12 protein-coding genes and 1 pseudogene are annotated in these 23,463 nt (G+C 57.4%); 6 read left to right on the plus strand and 7 right to left on the minus strand.

Annotation, left to right across the window (positions count from 1 at the left end; translation table 11 throughout):
• Positions 1 to 6 precede the first annotated feature (6 nt).
• The 5 genes and pseudogenes from GFH31_RS02655 to GFH31_RS02675 all read left to right on the plus strand — a co-directional run bounded on the left by GFH31_RS02655 (position 7) and on the right by GFH31_RS02675 (position 6,764).
• The gene (locus GFH31_RS02655) at positions 7 to 534 is read left to right on the plus strand and encodes an acetyl-CoA carboxylase biotin carboxyl carrier protein subunit (RefSeq protein ID WP_118656220.1); all 528 of its coding nucleotides are present in this window, start codon (positions 7 to 9) and stop codon (positions 532 to 534) included.
• Complete coding sequence (locus tag GFH31_RS02660; protein WP_153498265.1) at positions 527 to 2,059, plus strand: acyl-CoA carboxylase subunit beta; 1,533 nt, start codon at positions 527 to 529, stop codon at positions 2,057 to 2,059. The genes GFH31_RS02655 and GFH31_RS02660 overlap by 8 nt, the downstream gene beginning before the upstream one ends.
• A gap of 14 nt (positions 2,060 to 2,073) precedes the next feature.
• On the plus strand, positions 2,074 to 2,820 hold the full coding sequence (locus GFH31_RS02665) for a carbonic anhydrase family protein (protein WP_101572766.1): 747 nt from the start codon (positions 2,074 to 2,076) through the stop codon (positions 2,818 to 2,820).
• Positions 2,821 to 2,932: 112 nt separating this feature from the next.
• Positions 2,933 to 3,316 (plus strand): annotated as a pseudogene (locus GFH31_RS02670) (YncE family protein); the annotation flags it as partial.
• A gap of 178 nt (positions 3,317 to 3,494) precedes the next feature.
• The gene (locus tag GFH31_RS02675; RefSeq protein WP_101572770.1) at positions 3,495 to 6,764 is read left to right on the plus strand and encodes a glycosyl hydrolase; all 3,270 of its coding nucleotides are present in this window, start codon (positions 3,495 to 3,497) and stop codon (positions 6,762 to 6,764) included.
• 113 nt (positions 6,765 to 6,877) lie between these two features.
• Here GFH31_RS02675 and GFH31_RS02680 read toward each other — a convergent pair whose 3' ends face one another.
• The 7 genes from GFH31_RS02680 to GFH31_RS02710 form a co-directional block, all read right to left on the minus strand.
• Positions 6,878 to 9,439 (minus strand): beta-glucosidase, encoded by a 2,562-nt coding sequence (locus GFH31_RS02680; protein WP_153498264.1) that lies wholly within the window; start codon positions 9,437 to 9,439, stop codon positions 6,878 to 6,880.
• 105 nt (positions 9,440 to 9,544) lie between these two features.
• Entirely contained in the window at positions 9,545 to 10,951 is a 1,407-nt protein-coding gene (gene xylE / locus GFH31_RS02685) for a D-xylose transporter XylE (RefSeq protein ID WP_055205005.1), read from the minus strand.
• A 73-nt stretch (positions 10,952 to 11,024) separates the two neighbouring features.
• A complete protein-coding gene (gene xylA, locus GFH31_RS02690) occupies positions 11,025 to 12,338 on the minus strand; it encodes a xylose isomerase (protein WP_216645973.1) in 1,314 nt (437 codons plus the stop codon).
• A gap of 38 nt (positions 12,339 to 12,376) precedes the next feature.
• Positions 12,377 to 13,882 (minus strand): xylulokinase, encoded by a 1,506-nt coding sequence (locus tag GFH31_RS02695; protein ID WP_101572772.1) that lies wholly within the window; start codon positions 13,880 to 13,882, stop codon positions 12,377 to 12,379.
• A gap of 13 nt (positions 13,883 to 13,895) precedes the next feature.
• Entirely contained in the window at positions 13,896 to 16,367 is a 2,472-nt protein-coding gene (locus GFH31_RS02700) for a glycosyl hydrolase family 95 catalytic domain-containing protein (protein WP_153498263.1), read from the minus strand.
• A gap of 56 nt (positions 16,368 to 16,423) precedes the next feature.
• A complete protein-coding gene (locus GFH31_RS02705) occupies positions 16,424 to 17,170 on the minus strand; it encodes an NUDIX hydrolase (RefSeq protein ID WP_153498262.1) in 747 nt (248 codons plus the stop codon).
• A 352-nt stretch (positions 17,171 to 17,522) separates the two neighbouring features.
• Complete coding sequence (locus GFH31_RS02710) at positions 17,523 to 18,923, minus strand: MGH1-like glycoside hydrolase domain-containing protein (RefSeq protein ID WP_153498261.1); 1,401 nt, start codon at positions 18,921 to 18,923, stop codon at positions 17,523 to 17,525.
• 348 nt (positions 18,924 to 19,271) lie between these two features.
• Here GFH31_RS02710 and GFH31_RS02715 point away from each other — a divergent pair, with 348 nt between their 5' ends.
• The gene (locus GFH31_RS02715) at positions 19,272 to 23,438 is read left to right on the plus strand and encodes a response regulator (RefSeq protein ID WP_228385784.1); all 4,167 of its coding nucleotides are present in this window, start codon (positions 19,272 to 19,274) and stop codon (positions 23,436 to 23,438) included.
• Positions 23,439 to 23,463 lie beyond the last annotated feature (25 nt).

Genomic DNA, 23,463 nt, shown 5'->3' on the forward strand with positions numbered 1-23,463 from the left:
AAACGTATGGAAATACATATCGGAGAACGGGTCGCCGAAGTGCAACTCGTCGAAAAAGAAGGGAATCAGGTACGCATCGCTGTAGACGGGCAGATGTACGACGTCGATATCGTGATTGCCGACAACGGGGTTTGTTCCGTCATCTTCAATGGACAGTCGTACAACATGGAGATCGTCCGTTCCGACAACGGCAAGCGATACAAAGTGAACCGGGGATTCAATTCGTACGATGTCGGGATCGTCGACGCCCAGGAGAAATATCTCCGTTCGCGCCGCAAAGACAACGGGCGCCAGGACGATACGATCACGGCGGCAATGCCAGGCAAGATCGTAAAAATAAACGTCGCCGCGGGCGACCGGGTAACCGACGGAGATACCCTGATCGTATTCGAAGCGATGAAAATGCAAAGCAACCTGAAGGTAGTCGGCGATTGCACCGTCCGCGAAGTGCTGGTCTGCGAAGGTGATCCGGTCGCTACGGGCCAACCGCTGATAAAACTCGATATTTTAACCAACGACCAAAACAATGAATAACGATAAGATCCTAAAAGATTTCCTCGCGAAAGACAAAGCCGCTGAACTCGGCGGCGGAACCCGAAAAATCGAAAAACAACATCAGGCCGGCCGAATGACCGCCCGCGAACGCATTGAGACGCTGCTCGACAAGGGCACCTTCGTGGAATTCGATAAATTCGTCACGCACCGCTGCACGAACTACCACATGCAGCAGGAGAAAATTCCGGGCGACGGGATCGTCTCCGGATACGGCAAGGTCGACGGGCGTCCGGTGTACGTCTACGCCTACGACTTCACGGTCTTCGGTGGATCGCTGAGCCTCACCAACGCCGGCAAGATCGTAAAAGTGCAGACGATGGCCCTCAAGAACGGGGCACCGATCATCGCGCTGAACGATTCCGGGGGCGCGCGCATTCAGGAGGGCGTCGACAGCCTGACCGGTTATGCCAACATTTTTTTCCAGAATACGATTGCATCGGGCGTCATCCCTCAGATCTCAGCGATCCTGGGCCCTTGCGCCGGAGGCGCATGTTACTCGCCGGCGCTGACCGACTTTATTTTCATGGTGAACGAAAAAAGCCACATGTTCGTCACGGGCCCCGACGTAGTGAAAGCCGTCACCCATGAAGAAGTTTCCAAGGAAGAACTCGGGGGCGCTTACACACACAACAGCAAAAGCGGCGTAGCGCACTTCCTGGGTAACTCAGAAGAAGAAGTGCTGATGGGCATCCGCGAGTTACTGAGTTTCCTGCCGTCCAATAACCTCGAAGACGCGCCGGCACGACCGGCCGTGGACGATGTCCGTCGGGAAGACGAACGCCTGACGGATCTGATCCCTTCCGACCCCAACGTACCTTACGACGTGAAAGAACTGATCGAATCGGTGGCCGACGACAACTATTTCTACGAAATCATGCCGCATTTCGCCAAGAACGTGGTGATCGGCTTCGTCCGCATGGGCGGGCGTACGGCGGGAATCGTAGCCAACCAGCCGGCATTTCTGGCCGGGGTGCTCGATATCGACGCATCGGACAAGGCGGCCCGGTTCATCCGTTTTTGCGACTGTTTCAATATCCCGATCATCACGCTGGAAGACGTCCCCGGGTTCCTTCCCGGCTGTACGCAGGAACACAACGGCATCATCCGCCACGGAGCGAAAATCGTTTACGCCTACATCGAAGCCACCGTGCCGAAAATCACGCTCATTCTTCGCAAAGCTTATGGCGGAGCCTACATCGTCATGTCGAGCAAACAGACCGGTTCGGACGTGAACCTCGCCTACCCGATGGCCGAAATTGCCGTCATGGGTGCGCAGGGAGCGATCAACATTCTCTACCGCAACGCGGACGACGACCGGAAAGCGAAAGAGCTCGAAGAATATGCCGCGAATTTCGCCAATCCGTATCAGGCTGCCGAGAAAGGATATATAGACGAAATCATCCTTCCCCGCCAGACCCGTTTCAAACTGATCCAGGCCCTGGAAATGACCCAGAGCAAACTGAGAACCAATCCGCATAAAAAGCACGGCAACATGCCATTGTAGTTGCCAAAAGCCGAATGAACGGGAAAACAGACCACCCCGACAGAATACTTTCGGAAACACGTAACGGAGACTCCTGTCCGTTCGAAGACCGGAGTGAACCCGCGCACGGACATGTTTCGTCCCCCGCGGACCGCGACAACGAGGCCCTGGCTTCGGAAGAACAGGCGAAGCTGACGCCCGGTACAGTCGTCGAAATTTTAAAGCAGGGCAACAGGGATTTTGCCGGTGGAGCCCTAACGGTACGGAACAATACGAAAAGGATACGGGAAGCCGCCTTGTGGCAATATCCCAAAGCGGTTATCCTTTCCTGTATCGATTCCCGGATTCCGGTGGAAGACGTATTCCATCGCGGTATCGGAGAGCTGTTCGTGGTGCGGATTGCCGGCAATTATGTCAATGCGGATGTGTTGGGCTGCCTCGAATTCGCCTGCAAGGTATCGGGCGCGAAATTGATCGTCGTATTGGGTCACGAACACTGTGGCGCCATAAAATCGGTCATCGACCATGTCCAGCTCGGTCATGTCACCGCCATGTTGTCGAACCTGCAACCCGCCGTAGCCCGCGCCAACGAAACATTCCGGGGAGAAAAAAATGCATCCAATCCGGAGTATGTAAAAGAAGTGTGTATTCGCAATATACAACATGCGGTTCGAGGAATCCGCTCGGGAAGCGATATTCTGAAAAAAATGGAAGACAAAGGAGAAATCGGAATCGTCGGCGCCATCTACCACATGAAAACGGGAGCCGTTACTTTTTTATGAGATGTTGCGCCCGCGTGTTTATCGAACGTTTATCGCAGGAGCCTGTCGTCAACACATGCCGTACAGGCAACCCCGTCCGGGATTATCCGTTCCCTTTCCGTATCCGTAAAAAACGGACCGCGTTACCGACGTCCTCGACCTGCTGCCGAACAGCAACATGACCCTGTGCGGCGATTCGCTCTACGTTTACAGCACCGAATGGAGCTGGATCACCAACAAAAACACGATCACCTACGCCATCGTCGATACGAAAACCAAGCGGGTCGTTTCGCGCAATTTCATCCGGGACGGAACGGACAAAACGATTCAGATCCCTTACGGCGTAGCCGTCAATCTCGACACGCGGGAGATATTCGTAACCGATGCGAAAGATTACGTGACGCCCGGCACGCCGAATTGTTTCGATCCGGACGGAAAAAAGAAATGGTCCGTCACGACCGACGATATCCCCGCGCACATCGCATTCACCTACCAAAAATTACGGCCGCTCGAATAATCGCGCAACGATTGCGACCGGTGAAGCAATCGCGGGCACACCCGCCCGATCGGAAAACCCGCCAGCGATCGAACGGGCGGAACAGGAAAAGATTTTTGCAGACCGAATAGTATTTTTCCTTTTTTTTAACGATCTTAGTCGTCTGACTTTACAAACCAACCGACTAACCGATCCGAACATGAACAGACTAAGCCCCAAACGGCGGTTGCTGTATGCCGCTTTTTTACTGTTTCCTTTTGCTTCCCTGACAGCGCAAGTACCTATCGTACCTCCGGCGGACGAGCTGAACAAGCCGTTCGGCGAAAGCGACGAAGAGGCTTTCGCGTCCCCCCCGAAAGTTTTTTATCCGGAAACATGGTTCCATTACATCGGGGGCAACGTATCCCCGAAAGGAATTACCGCCGACCTGGAAGCGATCGCGGCGGCCGGCTTTTCTGGAATACAACTGTTCCACGGACAGTTCGGCGGCGTTTGGCCCGGCACGGAATCGCAGATCGCCTGCCTCAGTCCGTTGTGGGACGATGCCGTCCGGCATACCGCAGAGGAGTGCAAGCGGCTGGGACTGCGCTTTACGATGCAAGGATGTCCCGGCTGGGCGATGGCGGGCGGCCCGTGGATCAAACCGGAACAGGCGATGCGCCATCTGGCATGGAGCCGGACGGACGCCACGTCCGGGGCCAGCAACGTAACGCTGCCCGTCCCGCAGCCGAGCGAAGAGGAGTGGCGGGATTACCGCGATGTGGCGGTCATCGCTTTCCCGACCCCGACGGACGACACCGGGAAACCGCTGGAACCGGAGGACGTCCGGAGCAACCGAGCTGGCGACTGGAAAAAATTCATAAAAGGAGAAGCCGACGCTCCGATGCAACTTTCGCCGGCGGGGGAAAACGATCCCAACTGGGTGGAAATCACATTCCCCGAAGAAACGGTCGTTCGGACGGTCGAATTCCCGTCGGTCAACAGCCTGACCCATGCCTGGTGTTACGAACCGGGAGTCGAACTGACCGTACAGGCGATCCTGCCGTCCGGCAGCGCCGAGGATATTCTGCACACTTACCTACCGCAGGGTAGCTGGCAGGACGACCGTCCCGTCTCGCTGGCCTGCACGGAAACGGAAGGAGTCCGGAAATACCGGATCGTTATCAGGAACGAACACGACATGACCCTGCAATCCCTCCGGCTGTTTTCGGCGGCCCGTAAGAACAACTGGGAATCGGAAGCCGGCTGGACGCTCCGCAGCATCGAGCGGAACGGACAATCGGCCGAACAATCTCCCGACACGTACGTGAAAATGTCCCGGATCATCGACCTGTCCGACAAACTGAACGAAGACGGCTCCCTCGATTGGAAAGCGCCCGAAGGAAAATGGACCGTCCTGCGGATCGGTCACGTAAATACCGGCATGAAGAACGGCCCCGCCCCGGCGGAAGGCACCGGATGGGAGTGCGACAAACTATCGACGGCCGGTTCCGACGCGCAGTTCGACGGATATATCGGCCGGCTCGCCAAATCCGGCGGCCCCCTGGCCGGAGGACTGCTCAACGGCGTGTTGTTCGACAGTTGGGAATGCAAAACCCAGACATGGACGCCGGAAATGGAAAAAGAATTCGTCGAACGCACGGGCTACGGCCTGCGAAAATGGATCCCGGCCCTGTTCGGTTACGTGATCGACACCCCGGAAGAGACCGCGCGCTTTCTGAACGACTGGCGGAGGGTCGTCGGCAACCTCTTCGCCGAAAACTTCTTCGGCAACATGGCGCGACGGGCCCGGGAACAAGGCCTGTCGATCTCGTACGAAACCGCCGCCGGCGATATTTTCCCGGCGGACATCCTCGAATATTACAAATATGCGGACGTCCCGATGTGCGAGTTCTGGCAACCGTTTTCCGAAGGGTACGTAGGCTCGCTGAACTTCAAGCCGATCAAACCGACGGCGTCGGCAGCCCGCCTGTACGGCAAACCTCGCGTCGCGGCGGAATCCTTCACCTCGTTCGCCCATACGTGGGACGAGCATTTCCAGATGCTCAAAGAAGTTGCGAACGTCAATACGACGGAAGGGGTCACCCACCTGATTTTCCACACTTACACCCACAATCCGCAGGTCGGCTTCCCGCCTCCCGGCACCTCTTTCTCCGGAGCGGGGATCGGAACGCCTTTCCTACGGGGACAGACCTGGTGGAAATACATGCCCGAATTTACGACTTACCTGGCGCGCTGCGGCTACCTGCTCGAACGGGGAAAACCCGTCTCCGACATCCTGTGGTACCTCGGAGACGAGATCGACCACAAGCCCGACCAGGAGATCCCCTTCCCGGCGGGATTCAAATACGACTACTGCAACACCGACATCCTGCTGAACCGCCTGAAGGTCGATAACGGCCGGATCGTTACGCCCGAGGGAATCGGATACCGCGTCCTGTGGCTGCCCGAAACCACCCGGATGCTGCCCGAGACCGCCGAAAAGCTGTATGCGCTCATAAACGACGGAGCGACCGTCATCGGAAACGCCCCGCAGGGTCCGGCCACGTTGATCGGCGGAAAAAAAGCCCGAAAACGGCTGGATACGGCCGCAGCGAAAATCTGGGGCAACTCCGCTCCCGGCATCCGCAACGTGGGAAAAGGCCGGATCGTCGCCGGCATATCGCTGGACGACGCGCTGAAACGACTGGCGATCGAACCGGACGTAAATGCGCCGGAAGTCCTGTGGCTGCACCGGACGACCGACCGGGCCGACTGGTATTACGTCTGCGCGCCCAAAGGAAAAGGTTTCCGGGGGACGGTGGACTTCCGGTGTAGCGGAAGGGTACAACTGTGGGATCCGGTAAGCGGAACCGTCCGCGACGTACCCGCCGAGCCGAAAGACGACCGGACGCGCGTCGGCATCGACCTGCCCGCGGCGGGCTCCTGCTTCGTCGTCTTCCGAAAGGACGGTTCGAAGGCTCCCCGGATCGAAGCGCCAGAAGTCGTATCGACCCAAACCCTGACCGCCCCGTGGGAACTCAAATTCCCGGAAGGCTGGGGAGCGCCGGTTTCGGTCGAACTGGTCGATCTGAAACCGTGGAAAGACCTGGATATTTCCCCCGAGGGCAAAGCCTTCTCCGGAACGGCCGAATACAACTCCGCGTTCGAAATCGGGCCGGTGAAAAAAGACCGGCATTACATCCTCGACCTGGGAGACGTGGAGCGCATCGCCGAAGTCTATGTCAACGGAGAGTTCGTCCGCACGCTCTGGACGCCGCCTTACAGCCTGGATATAACGGACCGCGTCCGGGATGGTAAAAATTCGATCACGGTAAAGGTGACCAACACCTGGTTCAACCGGCTGGTATACGACGCCGCCCGGCCGGAGAGCGACCGCAAAACCTGGGTGCTGAAATGGCCGGATAAAAACGCTCCGCTCAAAGAGAGCGGCTTGCTGGGCCCCGTGTCGATCCGCACCATGCAATAGATCCGGATGCGTAAACGCGACAAACCATCGCAGATTCCGATGGTCTGTCGCTTCCAGAACGAAGGCCGGCGTCCCGATGGACGCCGGCCTTCGTCATAACCGTTTCGGAAAGATCAGAAACGCACCTTCGCGCTCCGGCGGATATCCCGCGAGGAGTGACCGGCTTCGATCGTAAACTCGTCCGAATCGCGCACCCAGGCGCGGCGATCGGGATTCCAGTACGAGAAAGCGTCCTTATCGAGCGTAAAAGTCACTTCGCGGCTTTCGCCGGGCTTGAGGAAGACCTTGTCGAAGGCTTTCAGTTCGTGAACAGGACGCGTATAGCGGCAGTTTTTCTGTCCCACATAAATCTGAACCACTTCGGCCCCGTCGCGCGAACCGGTATTTTTCACATGCAACGTCACGACGCAGTTATCCCCGTCTTTTTTCACTTTCATCTTCGAATAATCGAAAGTCGTATAACTCAATCCGTAACCGAATTCGTACCGGGGCGTCACCCGTTTCGTATCGAAGTAACGGTAGCCGACCATCAGGCTGTCTTCGTAATTGACGTTGTCCACGTCCTGCGTCGCCAGTTCGTAAACCGGGGAATCCTCCAGCCGCTCCGGCCAACTGAACGTAAGCCGACCTGAAGGATCGGCGTCGCCGAAAAGGATATCGGCCATCGCGGTTCCCCCTTCCATACCGGGGAAAAACATATCCAGCACCGCCGGCACGCGGTCGATCCACGGCAGGTCGATCGGAGCCCCGTGCATCAGCACGACGATCGTCTTGCCGTTGATCGCCGAAACCTGACGGATCAGTTCGGTCTGCCCCTGCGGGAACTGCATCGACGTCCGGTCGCGCCCTTCGCAATCGAGGTTGTGGTCGGTGCCCCCTACGAAAACGATCGCATCGGCATCGGCCAACTGCTCTCTATACGGGGCGATCTGCCCGGCAATGATATCGGCATCGCTCGGCATGGCCCATTCCAAGCGCAGCGAAGGATTGTCTTTGGCCCAATAATTCATCTCCGTAGCGTTTTTTCGACCGTCGGGCGACTGCGAATAGTCGATCCGGACGTCGTAGGTCTTGCCCGCCTCGAAAAAGAACATCGCCGTATTGCGCTGCGGGACGCCCGCTTCTGCGTTGCGTACCGCCTGGGCCCCCATATCGCTGACCCACAGTTCGGCATGGTCGTCGGTAATCAAGCGCAGGGTATAGTTTCCGGTAACGGGAGCTTTGAGCTTACCTTCGACGGTAGCATGCACGTATCCGGGCTCGATTTTTCCCGGGACGGGCGATGCGTTGAACCAGGTGAAATCGACGACCGGCTCGATACGTTCCTGCTGCACGTCGCCGCTGCCCTGTTTGCGGTAAACGGCCGTAACGCCGTTGCGTCCGTCCTTGCCGACCCAGCACTCGTTCGGGATCGGCTGGAATTCCGAATCCCCGGTCAGCGGCAGGTAGGCCAAGTCGGCCTTGCCGGCCAGTTTGGCTTCCAGACCCTTGAGCGGCGTAGTCTCGTACACGGCCTGAGCGCCCGAACTTCCGCCGAGTCCCAGCACGCAGAAACGCTGGGCGCAATTGGGACCGATCAGCACGACCTTCTTCGTCTTGTCGATATCGAGCGGCAGCAAACCGCCGTCGTTTTTCAGCAGCACCATACTCTCTGCGGCAGCCCGGCGGGCCACCTGCTGATTCTCCGGCGTATTGAGCGCAGCGCCCGCCTTCATATCCTTGTGATCGAGCATACCGGTTTTCCACTTCACCCAAAGGATGCGGCGCACCATCTCGTCGAGCACCGACTGCGGCACATCGCCGCGGGCTACGGCGTCCATCAACGGTTTTCCGAATTTGATCGTTTCGAAATCGCCCCACGGCATATCGATATCCAGTCCGGCCAGAGCCGCTTTCTCGGTAGAACGGGAGTGGCAGAAATCGGTAAGCACCAGTCCCTTGAAACCCCATTCGCCCTTCAGCACATCGTTGAGCAGCCACCTGCTGTCGCTGCACAGGTCGCCGTTCAGTCCGTTGGCCGCCGTCATGCACCCCCACGGGTCGCCCTCTTCGACCGCTATTTCGAAACCGCGCAGGTAAATTTCGCGCAGCGTCCGCTCGTCTACGTTGCTCATGTACCAATTGCGATTCAGGTCGCGGCCGTTCGCCGCGAAGTGCTTGATGCAGGCCGAAACGCCTTCGCTCTGTATCCCGCGCACCTGTGCGGCGGCGAGCTTCCCGCTGAGGAAAGGATCTTCGGTCAGGTATTCGAAAAAGCGCCCGCCCAGCGGATCGCGGTTGATGTTGAACGCAGGGCCGAATACCATGGATATGCCGTTGGCCCGGCTCTCGCTGCCGATCACGCATCCGGTCTCTTCGACCAGCGCGGGATTCCACGTAGCGGCCAACCCCAACCCGGACGGAAATACCGTCACCGCACCGGCGCGTATGCCCCGGGGACCGTCGGCCGCGTACATGGGCAGAATCCCCAGCCGCGGAACGCCCGGCAGCACCACCTCGCCGAACTTGTCTCCGCCGAAACACAACCGCACCTTCTCTTCGGGCGTCATCCGCTCGATCGCATTCTGAATCCGCTCCTCGATCGGAATGTTCGGATCGGCGATCACTTCCGGCTGGGCGGACAACGTCCCCCCGCAGCACAGCAGCAAGCCGATCCCGCATAACAATTTCTTCATTTTCCGTATTTTATTTTAAACGACTTAATCTCCGTTTCGCCGGCTGTCCCCTCCGCCGCGATGAAACGGCATTGCTGCGGACAAGACGTTCCGCCGGCAGAACGACTATTTTTTAAACAACTTCTCCATCTCCTCCAGCGACTTTCCTTTCGTTTCGGGGACAAATTTAACCATAAAAAACGCGGAGGCCAACCCCATCAGCGCATAAATCCAGTAAGCGAACCCGTGGTGGAAATGCTCGATCAGGTAGCTCGATTTGTCCATCATCGGGAAAGTCCAGGACACCACGTAATTGGCGACCCACTGCGCGGCAACGGCCAACGCCATGGCCTGACCGCGGATCCGGTTGGGAAAAATCTCGGACAGCAGCACCCAGCAGACCGGCCCCCACGACATGGCGAACGAAGCCGTATAACACAGCATGGCGGCCAGCGAAAGCCATCCCATATGCTGCGTATAGAAGGTGAGTCCGAGCGTGACCATACTGACGGCCATACCCAGACTGCCGATAATCATCAACGGTTTGCGACCGAAACGATCGACCGTAAATATGGCCAACACCGTAAAAGACAGGTTAATCACGCCTACGATAATCGTCTGGGCCAGGGCCGCGTTGGTACCCATGCCCATACTGCGGAAAATCTCCGGAGCGTAGTACAGCACCACGTTGATCCCCACGAACTGCTGGAATACGGAGAGCAGGACGCCGATCACGATCACGGCGGCGCCGTAACTGAACAGCTTCGAGCGGACGGAACCCGCGAGCGACCTGCGAATGTCCCGCACCTCGGCATCCGTATCCGTCGCGGGATCCACGCGGCGCAGGATCGCCGCGGCTCTTCGATCCTGTCCTTTCATCACCAACCACCGCGGACTCTCGGGAACGCAGAAAATCAGCAGCAGCAGGCAGGAAGCCGGAATCACCTCGGACAGGAACATCAACCGCCAACCGGTCGTCGTAAGCCACTGCTCGTCCCCGCTCAGCGCAATGCCGTAATTGACGAAGTAGACTACCAGCATTCCGAAAATAATGGCGAACTGGTTCCACGAAACCAGGCTGCCCCGCCGGCCGGCCGGCGCCATTTCGGCAATGTACATCGGCGACAGCATCGAAGCCAGCCCCACCCCGATACCGCCGATGATCCGGTAGACGATGAAATGGGGCAGGAACTCGTGCGGATCGCCGTCGCCGAATCCCATTTCGGGATAGGCCGACCCGACGGCCGAAACGATAAAAAGGACGGCGGCCGCCATCAGGCTCCGCTTACGCCCCAGCCGGGTAGCCATCACTCCGCCGATCAATCCGCCGATCACACAGCCGATCAGGGCGCTCGACACGGCGAAACCGAGCAGAGAACTGGCCGCCGTTTCGTCCAAGCCGAGCGGTACGACGAAATTGAGATCGAGGTATTTCACCGTCCCCGAAATCACCGCCGTATCGTACCCGAACAACAATCCGCCCAAGGTAGCCACCAGCGTCAGAAATATCAGATAACCGTTGCTTTTATTCATTTTCTTTTCAGGTTCATTTTGGACGAAAGGCGGGAGCGCAACGGAAAATTCGCTGCGCTCCCGCCTCACGGCATTAGATATACATCGAAAGCAGTTGCTCGTATTTTTCCTGTTTCCCGCTGACGGTCGCGGGTTCTCCGGCCGCAGCGGCCAGATCGCGCAACGCCTCGAGGGTCAGCTTTCCCTGTTCGAATTCGGCGCCTTTGCCGCTGTCGAACGAAGCGTAGCGCTGCTTGCGCCACTGTTCGAGCGGCGAATCGCGCAGGATCGTATCGGCGATCAACAAAGCCCGGGCGAAGGTGTCCATCCCGGCGATGTGGGCGATGAAAAGGTCTTCCGCGTCGGTCGAATTGCGGCGGGTCTTAGCGTCGAAATTCACGCCTCCCGAACCGAATCCGCCGTTGCGTAGGATCACGAGCATCGCCTCGACGGTCTCCTGCAGGTTGATCGGAAACTGGTCGGTGTCCCAACCGTTCTGCGCGTCGCCCCGGTTGGCGTCGATACTGCCCAACATCCCCGCATCGGCCGCACATTGCAGTTCGTGCTCGAAGGTGTGACCGGCCAGCGTGGCGTGGTTGACTTCGATATTCACCTTGAAGTCCTTGTCCAGGCCGTAGTGACGCAGGAAGCCGATCACGGTTTCGGTATCGTAATCGTACTGGTGTTTGGTCGGTTCCATCGGCTTGGGCTCGACGAGGAACGTCCCCTGAAACCCGTTTTTACGAGCGTAGTCGCGGGCCAGGGTCAGCATCGTCGCCAGGTGCTCCTTCTCCCGTTTCATATCCGTATTGAGCAGAGACATATACCCTTCGCGGCCTCCCCAGAACACGTAATTTTCGCCTCCGAGAGCGATGGTCGCGTCGATCGCGTTTTTGATCTGCACGGCCGCGCGCGAAACCGCCGCGAAGTCGGGATTGGTCGCCGCGCCGTTCATGTACCGACCGTTACCGAACACATTGGCCGTCCCCCACAGCAACTTTACGCCGGTCTCCCGCTGCTTCTGCCCGGCATACTCCACGACAGCCTGCAAATTCTTCTCGTATTCGGCTACGGAGCCGCCTTCGCGGACGAGATCGACATCGTGAAAGCAATAGTACGGAGCGCCGATTTTCACGAAGAAATCGAAAGCCGAATCCATCTTGACCTTCGCCTGCTCCACCGGATCGGCGATACCGTCCCACGGGAAACGATGGGTGCCGCCTCCGAACTGATCGCTGCCGTCGGCGCAGAACGAATGCCAGTAAGCGATCGCGAAACGAAGGTATTCTTTCATGGTCTTGCCCGCCACGACCCGGTTCTCGTCGTACCAGCGAAACGCCAGCGGATTTTTCGAATCGGGCCCTTCGTACCCGATCTTGCCGAATTTTGAAAACATGGATTCCATCATCGTTTGATTCGATTTAGTATTGTTTTTAAAGATAAATTTCAAACTGAAGTTCCGTGCGACGCGCGGCCGAGCCGGTTTTCCAGTTCGGCTTTCCAGCGCGCGTATCCCCGTTCCAACACATCCCTGTCCGCAGGATCGGGACGCACTTCGTCGATCTTGCGGAGCGACGCGAACGTCTCTTCCCGGGAAGCGTACAGTCCGGCGCCGAGAGCCGCGCCCCGGGCGGCGCCCAAAGCCCCGTCGGTATTGTACAATTCGATGTCGGCGCCGCACAGGGTAGCCAACGTCTGCCGGAACACGGGACTGAGGAACAGATTCGCATACCCGGCCCGGATCACCCGGAGCCGCAACCCGGTCTCCCGCATGACGTCCATCCCGTAGCGGAACGCAAAAGCTATCCCCTCCTGCGCGGCGCGGAGCAGGTGGAAACGATCGTGCCGGTTGAGATCCAGCCCGATCGCTTCGGCCCCCGTATAACGGTTTCCGAGCATACGCTCCGCCCCGTTGCCGAAAGGCAGCATCAACACGCCTTCGCTACCGACCGGAATCTCCGCGCACCGCCGGTTCACTTCCGGATAACTCATATCCGGGACCGTCGTTTTCTTGACCCAGGCGTTCAGGATACCCGTACCGTTGATACAAAGCAGAACGCCGTAGCGCGGCCGCCGCGGCTCGTGATTCACATGCAGAAACGTATTGACCCGCGAAAACCGGTCCGGCCGGGGAACGTCGGTCACACCGTAAACCACGCCGGAAGTGCCTCCCGTAGCTGCCACCTCCCCCGGATCGAGCACGTTCAGCGAAAAAGCGTTGTTCGGTTGATCGCCCGCACGGTAAGAGACCGGCGTACCCGCTTCCAGGCCGAGATCGGCCGCGGCGGCCGCGTCCACCCGAGCCTGTATGCCGATGGACGGATGCGCCTGAGGAATCGTCCTCGGGTCGATCCCGTAATAACCGGCGACGAAACCGGCCGGCTTATTCTCAGTGAAGTCCCACAAAATCTGCTCGGACAGTCCGCTGCGGGTCGTAGACATTTCTCCCGTCAACCGGTACAGCACGTAATCGCCGGGCAGCATGAAACGATGCACTCCGGCAAAAACTTCCGGCTCGTTCTCCCGCACCCAGGCCAGTTTGGAGGCCGTAAAATTTCCGGGCGAATTCAACAGGCGTTCCAGACAGCGATCGTGTCCGAGCGCGTCGAACGCTCGATCCCCGATCTCCACAGCCCGGCTGTCGCACCAAATAATGGATTTTCGCAACGGCTCGCCCGCCTCGTCGAGGCACACGAGTCCGTGCATCTGGTACGTGATTCCGATCGCTTTCACGGTGCCGGCCCCTCCGGCCCGCGCGACGAGCGTCCGCACCCCTTCCCGCACGTAATTCCACCACATCCGGGGATCCTGCTCGGCCCATCCCGGCTGCGGCGCGTCGATCGGCATTTCAGCCGAAGGCAGCGTCACGGCCCCGGCACACTCGCCGGTCGCCACGTCGAGCAGCGAAACCTTGACCGAAGAGCTGCCGACGTCAATACCTAATGTTTTCATCCCGTTCGTACTATTATTCCGCAAACGACAGGGTGTAGACACGCCCCGTCTCGGTTTCTATATCGTATGTATATTTCGTCGGCAACGCCACCGGATGCAACGGCGCGCCGGGAGCGATCACCGGCGGATTGATCCGCTGAAGGGCGAACAGCGGATTCGGATTTTCGCCTTCGGCAGCGCGGAAACCGCCCCCTTTGCAAGAGCGCAGCGCCGAAGACGAGCGCACGCGGCAGTTCCCCCCGATCGTGGAGCGGATCACGGCCCGCGTCAGCCGGCCGCCGTCCCACTCCATCCGCACGATCTCGAAACCGCCCCGGGCCCGCAGGCCGCACACCCGTCCGCTCCGCCATACGTCGGGAAGCGCCGGCAACAGGTCGATCACCCCGTCGTGGCTTTGCAGCAGCATCTCGGCGATGCCGGCCGTACAGCCGAAATTTCCGTCGATCTGGAACGGGGGATGCGCATCGAACAGATTGGGATAGGTTCCGCCCGATTCGAAAGATTCGCCCTCCGGCGAGATCTGGTCGGTAATCAGCTTGTAGGCATGATTTCCGTCCAGAAAACGGGCCCACAGGCAAACCTTCCAGCCCATCGACCATCCGGTCGAAGCGTCGCCCCGGTGAATCAACGAAGTGCGGGCCGCATCGAAAAGATCGGGAGTCGTATAGGCCGAGATCTGGCGTCCGGGATAGAGCCCCCACAGGTGGGAAACATGCCGGTGACGATCTTCGGGATTGTCCCAGTCCTGCTGCCACTCCTGCAACTGTCCCCAACTACCCACCTGCATGGGAGCGAGCCGGGAACGCTTTTCCCGAAGCTCGCCGGCAAGATCCGCATCGCAGCCGAGGGTTTCCGCCGCTGCGATCGTATTGGAGAACAGGTCGAAGACCATCTGGTTGTCCATCGTCGCGCCGCTGACGACGGCATGGTGGATTCCCGCCTTCGCCGGAGTGTTCTCGGGAGAAATCGACGGCACGCAGACCAGCCAGCCGTGCTCGGGCTCCTCGGTCAGAAAATCGAGGAAAAACTCGCAGGCCCCTTTCATAACGGGATATACCTCCGCCAGGTAGACCGTATCGCCGCTGAACAGGTAACGATCCCACAAATGCTGGCAGAACCAGGCGTTCGACGTAGGCCACATCCCGCTGAGCGGGGTATCGACCATTCCGCTGATGCGCCAGATATCCGTATTGTGATGGGCCGTCCAACCCCGGGCGCCGTACATTCCGGAAGCCGCCTGACGCCCCGTAACGCTCAGGTCGCGGATCAGGTCGATCAGCGGGCCGTGCAGCTCGGACAGGTTGGTCGCTTCGGCGGGCCAGTAATTCATTTCGGTATTGATGTTGATCGTGTATTTGCTGTCCCAGGCAGGAAACGTCTGGTGGTTCCAAATGCCCTGCAACGTGGCCGCCTGTCCTCCGGGCTGCGACGAACAGATCAACAGGTAGCGGCCGAACTGGAAGTACAGCGACACCAATTGGGGATCGAAATGCGTGGCAAACTCGCGAACCCGCGCGTCGGTCGTCTTGGCGGCCTGGGCATTGGCGCCCAAATCGAGCGAAACCCGTTCGATCCACGGACGGTAAGCGGCGATGTGATCCGCCCGCAACCGCTTGTAAGACTTCTTTTTGGCCTGAGTCAAATAAGCCTCGGCCCGGGAGACCGGATCGCCGGAAATATCTTTGTAATCGTTGAAATTGGTTGCGATCGAAACCAGGATCGTAACCGCATCGGCTCCGGTCACCGTAATTCCGGCGCTGTCGGCGACCGTCGTTCCGCCCTCCGGAGAAATCTCCGCGACCGTACGGTACTCCACCTGGCCGGGGATCGTTTCATGGCCGTCGGTTCTGCCGTCGATCAGCAGCCGGTCGTTCCCCTGCGTGGTTACCCGGTAGTTTTGCATCGGGGTAGCGAACGAAATCCGGAACGAAATCCGGCGCCGTTCGGAAGCCGTCAGCCGCACGACCGCCACCTGATCGGAAAAGGAAGTAAACATCTCCCGCTTATAACGTATCCCATCGACGGCGTAGCCGACCGTAGCCGTGGCCGTAGCCAGATCCAGATCCCGGTAAAAATCCGAAACGTTCCGATGCCCCGGAAAGTCCAGCAACAGCGAACCGGCCGTCTGATACGGCATACCGTGCGAGGCGTGCAAAGAGAAATTCTCGTCGCACAGGTCGAAAGCCTCTTTGTAGCGTCCTTCGAAAATCAGCCGTCGCACTTCGGGCAACGCTTCCCGGGCGGCCGGATTGACGTTGTTGTGCGGACCTCCGGCCCAGATCGTCTCTTCGTTGAGCTGCAGCTCCTCGCGTCCGCAGCCCCCGTATACCATAACGCCCAGGCGGCCGTTGCCCAGCGGAAGCGCCTCTTCCCAGCGGGAAGCGGGTCGGTCGTACCAAAGGGACAACGTCCCGGGATTCGGGCCGGCCGCCAGCTTTCCGCAAAAGCAGGTTGCGCCCAGTAAAAACAAACAAACGTATTTCATCGCGGTCGACATTTATTTAAGTATCAAAACGGGTTATGCAAAACGTCGTTCCGAAGCTAAAGCTGCCAGTTGATAAAATTGAGCCGGAATTTCTGCCGGACGTCTTTCTGGTACTTCTGCTTATCGAACGTGTAATACGCAGCCGGCTTGTGAGATACGTTTTTCTCTTTCTCGCCGGTTTCGCGGATGTAGCCGGACGACAACACTTTCTTACGAAAATTCCGGTTGTCGATCTCGATCCCCAAGATAGCCTCGTACAGCATCTGCAACTGACGCAGCGTAAACCGGCTCGACAGCAGTTCGAACGCGATCGGCTCGGTCATCAACTGCCGGTTGAGCATCTCCAAGGCCTGCGCGAGGATCGTTTTATGATCCATAGCCAGCCGGTTGACCGATTCGACGTCGAACCACCGCGCGCCTTTGTCCGCCGCGCAGGCGATCAGCCGGCCGTCCAGCTTGACCAGCGAATAGTAGGCCACCGTGACCACGCGGGTCGTATTCACGCGATAGTATTCGTTCAACCAACGCAGTTCGTCTCCCGAAACCCGATCCGGCCGGGAAAACACATGAAGCTGGCGCAGGTAGATATCGCGCGTGGACGTGTATTCGGCCAGCGTACGGTAAGCCGAAGTACGCAGATCTTCGTTCTCGAAGATCAGGTTGCCCGGCAACTTGTAATCGACGATCTTTTCGCCTCGGCCATCGACGAACTCTCGTTCGACGAGCAGCACTTTGAGCGAATGACCGTCGAAACCGAAAATAACGCAATCCACCGACAGGGAATGATTCGTTTGCGGAGACATGGCTTCGTTTTTAATGACCGGCGAGGAGGTCAAAGTGTAATCTATACGCTATCTATACAAAAATAGCAACCCGCAATCACAAATCCAAACTTATCGTACACAATACGGTAACAGAACCGTTCACACACAACAAGAATCTAATTATCAACAAATAATAGCGAAGGCGTCTGCACATTGCAATACGTTTAGGGGATGCCGACTCCGTTATTTATCCCGCCGGATACGCCGAAAAACGCAGCGACCGAACCGCGATTGCGGTTCGGTCGCTGCGCCGGCTCCACGTCAGAATCCCGGCAAACCTCCGGAACGCGGCTTTGGCAACCCGGCGCTTCCGGCATCGAAACGATTTCCGTTAATAGCCGCCCGGCGACAGTTGCGTACTGATCGGGCGCGGATTGTCCGAAGCCGGGAATTCCAGACCGAAAAGCTCTTTTCCCAACGGCCGGAGCGAAGAGCCGTCCAACTTGCTCGGATCGTACCCCGTTTCACACTCGAAAGGCATCAGGTAAGCCAGCGCCGACCACCCCCAGAAACGTTTCAGGCCGAGTCCTTCGCCGCTCTCGCCGTTGTAGAATTCCCGCGTCACCTCGTTGCGCCGATAGACCAGCTCGACGGTCTTGCGAGCCAGTTCGCGGGCGATGTCCGCGTACCCGTAGTCGATCAGTCCGTGCATAATCATATAGTTGGTCGGAATCCACGTCGAACCCCGCCAATTGCAGCCCCAATCGCGGATATCCCCCTGCACGTAGTCGGGTTCGGTCTTGGCGTAACAGGCTATCGGAAACTCGATCCAGAACTCTTCGGGATTGGTCAGGTGCTCCTTGACCAGCCGTTCGGCGCGGCGCGGGGAGACGATGCCCGCCCACAACGGCAGGAATCCGGCCGCGGATTTCACCTTCACCAGTTCCCCCGTATGTTCGTCGCGGTCGTAATAAAATCCGTCCCGCTCGTCCCAAAAAACCGTATTGATCTTATCGGCCAGCAAAGCGGCGCGCACGCCGAGTTCCCCGGCCTTCTCCGTCTTACCCAGCCGTTCGGCGATCAGTTGCATCGCCTTCAGTTCGCGGTAAACATAACAGGCAAGATCGACTCCCTCGTAACGGAAATCGTCCAACTTGCCCGCCCGACTGATCTGGTTGTCCATGCCGCTGTGATCGGAACTGTTCCAGACCGGCAGTCCGTTCCGGTCGAAATCGCAGTACCGCGTCCAGTAGTCGATGCTCAGCATCAACTGATCGAAATACGAAATCCCTTTGAATGCGGGTCCGATCTGCACCCTCCCCCGGTCGCCTTTCTCTTCGAGCCACGTATAATCTCCGGTCTGCCGCGAACCCAGTTCGGCGATCTGCGCCAGAAACGGTTTGAAATGCTGACGTTCGCGTTTCTCGATCAGCGTGCGGGCGATGAACCCGTTGACGCACTGTTGGTTCAGAAAACTTTTCAGGTTCGTAAAACAGTAATCCGAAATTCCGAAATAGCTCATATAGAGATTCTCGAAATAGAGATCCCAGTCGTACATCTCGTGGTACGCATATCCGGTCAGCAACTTCCGGTTGTCGGGTTCGTACAGCACGATGCCTTTGTCGGCTATGTCGCGGTTCACCTCGTCGATCCGCGCCGCAAATTTCCGCGCGTCGTCGATCTTATACTCCCGAACCACCTTTTTTACCAGTTCTTGACCGGACTGACTCCGTCCCCCTAAAGATACGGTACAGCAAACGAATAACAAACAAACGAATCGGAACGTTCTCATTTCTTCTGAAATTTTATTATAACAAGACGGCAAAACGGTTTCGCCGGAAAAAACGAATCATTCCGGAAGCCTCGCAATCGTTGCAATTTCCGGAAAACACCGGCCGGATCATCCGTTTGGGAAACAAAAATCGAATCGTCCGTCCGATAAATCGCAACAATTTTACAAAAATTATTTTAAAAAACTATCTTTACGCTCGGATTATAACAAAAACAAACGTAACGGCATGATAACATGCCCAATGAATAGACTCGTCGATTTCGCAGCCGGGCGAAGGGATCTGTTTCCCCGCAGAAGATACAGATCCGCAGCCGTGCCGACAAAACCGTTTTTTCAGCTCCCTGCGCCATGAAGATCTCCAAACCCTTAAACGAATCCCTCCCGGCCGAACAAGCCGCGGAATTATACCGGTCCATTCTCGGAACGTTGCCGCTGACGACTTTTCTGTACGACCGAAACAAGAATCTCATCGAAGTTTACCATCCGTCTTCCGTATCCATCGAGAAATACCGCATAGAGTCGTACATAGGCAGCAATATCATGGATTACATCAACGACGAATCCTCCCTGCTGCACGACCAGTTCGTGAAGTTCAACGAAATTTTCGACCGGGTGCTGGCGACCGGAGAACCCGGGCGATTCGAATACGAAGTGGACGGCGAATACATCGAATCGGGAGTCGCCCCGCTCGGCGAAAACCATGTCATCTCTTATGTGCGCAACACGACCCCGGCCGTCAAAAAACAACTGGAAACCGAACGCATGATCCGGAACGAACTTTCGCTGGCCATGACGGTCGGAGGGCTCACTTCCTGGAGTTTCGACGTGGAAAAAGGGATTATTTCGACCAAACACGATAACGAGGTGATCGGAGACCGCCTGACTTACGACGAGTTCCTCGCCCGGATCGACCCGCAGTACCGCCACCGGGTATCCGAACTGTTCGGGAAAATAACCGGCGGGGAAACCGACCGGGCCGAAGCGACTTTGCCGATCACCGACATCCACGGCAAACAAATCTGGATCAACGTACACGCCATGGCGCAGGAATACGCGCCCGACGGAAAAGTTTCGGTTATCGTCGGCTCGCAGAAAGACGTTACGCGGGAACTGGCCGATAAAAACGGCCGCGAGGAGCTGCTCAAACAGAATGCGCTGATCATGAACAACGCCGCCTGCGGCTTCGTCTACATCACGCCCGATTACCGGGTGGCCTGGGAAAACACCGCCCATGTGCTGCCGCCCGAATTCGACGACGGCACCCGCTTTTTCGAGGTCGGCGAGCCGTGCTACAAAAACGAACACCGGATGCAAAATTCGCACACCCGGAAATTCGTCGAAGCGGCATTCCGGGAAAAAACCGTGCAGCGCATCGAAAAGAGGATTCAATCGCGGATATGGATCGACATGACGGCCAGTCCGGTTGTCGCCGGCAACGGAACGGTGGAAGGCGTCGTACTGAAAATCGAAAACGTCACCGAACGCGTGTCGCTGCGGAACGAGTATGAAAACCTGTACCGGCAAACCAAAACCATTCTGGACTCGCTGCCCGTAGGCGTCGAGGTTTACGGAACGGACGGGCGGCTTCTGTTCCTGAACGATACCGATTACCGGATCTTCGGGCTCGACAAAGAAAATTTCGACCTCTCGCGGATCAACATCCAGGACAATCCGAACCTGCCCATCGAAATAAAAGAAGGCGTGACGAAAGGAATGAATACCCATGCGACCTTCGCTTACCATTTCGACGCGGTGAAAGACGCCGGCTTCTACGCTACTTCGCAGGAGGGCGTCCTGCGGATCGAATGCGACGGGCATCCCGTGATCGACGCTTCCGGACGAATCGAAAATTACGTTTTCATCGTCCGCGATGTGACTGAACAGGAACATACCGACGACGAACTCCGCCAAAACAAACGCAAGATGGAACTGGCAATGCAGGATGCCGACATCATGCTCTGGGAGTTCGACGTACGGCAAAGACTCTTTTTCAGCGACAACGAACCGCTCAACGGCTACGATCATGCCCGACCGCTCACTATCGACGACTACCTGAGTTGCATCTATCCCGGAGACGAAGCCCCCGCCCTGGAAACCCTGCAAAAGATGTGCGCGGGGGAAGCCTGTTCTTTCAAGTTCGACGTCCGGATCAAACTTCCCGGATACCCCGACGAATGGCAATATTGCACCATCAACGGCTCCTCTTATCAGAGGGACGGAGAAGGGAAGGCGACGAAGTTCATCGGCACGCGCAAAAACAATACGGAACTCCAAAAAAAGAAACAACTGCAGGAAACCATCCTCAACAGCATCCCCGTCTCGATCCACATCAAAGACGTCGACGACAATTTCCGCTACGTTTTCTGCAACGACGAGAGCAAACGCCTGTTCGGCACCAGCGAAGATACGACCACTTACGACGTGATGGATCCCGACAAGGTGGCCCGTATCGAAAAGACCGACAAGGAGGTCTTCGCCACCGGCAAGCCCTATTTCGGACTGGAGCATATCGAACTGAAAGACGGACGCGTCTACGACACGCTCGTCCGCAAAAGCGTCGTTTACGACGACGGCAGGTGCCTGCTGCTGAACGTCCGCTGGGATCAAAGCCTGCAGAACGACCTCGAACGCCGCGCCAAAGTGCTCAACATCACGATGGAGGCGATGAATGCGTACACCTGGTTCTACGAACCGGAGAAGGACAAGATCAGTTTCGGCGAAGGTTCCGACAAGTTCGGACGCGATATTTTACACTCCGATTCACTCGAAAAATTCATACGTTTCATTCATCCGGACGAACGAAAACTCTTTATGGAGTCCATCCGGAGGCTGATCCGTAACGAGACCGACGAATGGAACGTGGAGTACCGGGCCGATCTCCGCAACAGCGGCGTTTACGAATGGTGGCAAACGCGCGGCATGCTCGAAACGACCCTGCGCGACGATATCCCATATACCTATATGTTCGGCATGACGATCAACATCGAGGAACACAAGCAGACCGAATTGACCCTTTTGAAGAACCGCGAGGAATTGAACCACCTGATCCGACAAAACGAAATGGTGCTCAACAACGCCAACTCCGGCCTGGCGTACATCTCTACGGATTACATCGTCCAATGGGAAAATATCTCGATGTGTTCGGCCAGTCTGTCGCACAAAGCCTACCGGAAAGGCACGATCTGCTACCAAAGCACCCGCGGCCGCACGTCGCCCTGCGAAAACTGCGTCATGCAGCTTTCGATGCGCTCGCGTCAGATGGAACAGGCCAAATTCACGTTCGACAACGGACATACGGTCGAAGTATTCGCAACTCCCGTATTCAGAAGCGACCGGACGATCGACGGAGTCGTAGTCCGCATAGACGACGTGACCGAACGCGAACGGATGATCAAAGAACTGAAACAGGCCAAAGCGCTCGCTGAGCAGTCCGACAAACTGAAATCGGCTTTTCTGGCCAACATGAGCCACGAGATCCGTACGCCGCTGAACGCCATCGTCGGATTCTCCGGCTTGTTGATGGAAACGACCGAACAGCAGGAGAAGGAGGAATACATCAAAATCATCCATATCAACAACGAACTGCTGCTGAAACTGATCAACGATATTCTGGATTTGTCGAAAATCGAATCGGGATCGGTCGAACTGCAATACGAGGACTTCGACCTGTCGGAATATTTCGACGACATGGTGACCTCGATGAAACAGCGCATGACCAATCCCGGCGTACGGCTGATAGCAAGCAACCCCTACTCCGGCTGTAAAGTCAGGCTGGACAAGAACCGTATCGCCCAAATCATGACCAACTACGTGACCAACGCGATCAAATACACCCGGAAAGGATTTATCGAGATGGGGTACGAATCGAAAGACGAAGGCATCCGGCTCTACGTGAAAGACAGCGGCATCGGAATCCCGGAAGATAAAAAGCACAAAGTATTCCACCGTTTCGAAAAGCTGGACGAATTCGCCCAGGGAACGGGTCTGGGCCTTTCGATCTGCAAGGCGATCGCCGAATCGATGGGAGGCTACGTAGGGTACGAATCGCGCTACGGCGAAGGATCGCTTTTCTGGGCCGTGTTGCCTTGCAATGCCGAAGTCCAGCCTTTTGAGAAGCAATTGGACTCCCTGACCGAAACGCCGGATATCCCCGAACGTAAAACGATCCTGGTCGCAGAGGATATTCCGAGCAATTACCGGCTGGTTTCGGCCCTGCTGGAGAAGCGCTTCGACCTGATCCATGCGAAGAACGGCCGGGAAGCCGTGGAAATCGCCGGGAGCGGGCGGGCCGACCTGGTGCTGATGGATATGAGAATGCCCGTGATGGACGGGCTGACGGCGACCGCGGAAATCAGGAAATTCGATCCGGAGATCCCGATCGTCGCCCTGACGGCCCACGCTTTCGACACGGATCAGTTGGCAGCGCTCGAAGCCGGATGCAACGAATACCTCCTGAAACCCATCGACAAGACGAAACTCATGGCCGTACTGCGAAAATACTGTCATAAACCCTAAACCGACGCGGGACCGGCCGCCCGCA

The organism is Alistipes sp. dk3624 (genome assembly GCF_009557455.1).
Classification (GTDB): Bacteria; Bacteroidota; Bacteroidia; order Bacteroidales; family Rikenellaceae; genus Alistipes_A; species Alistipes_A hominis.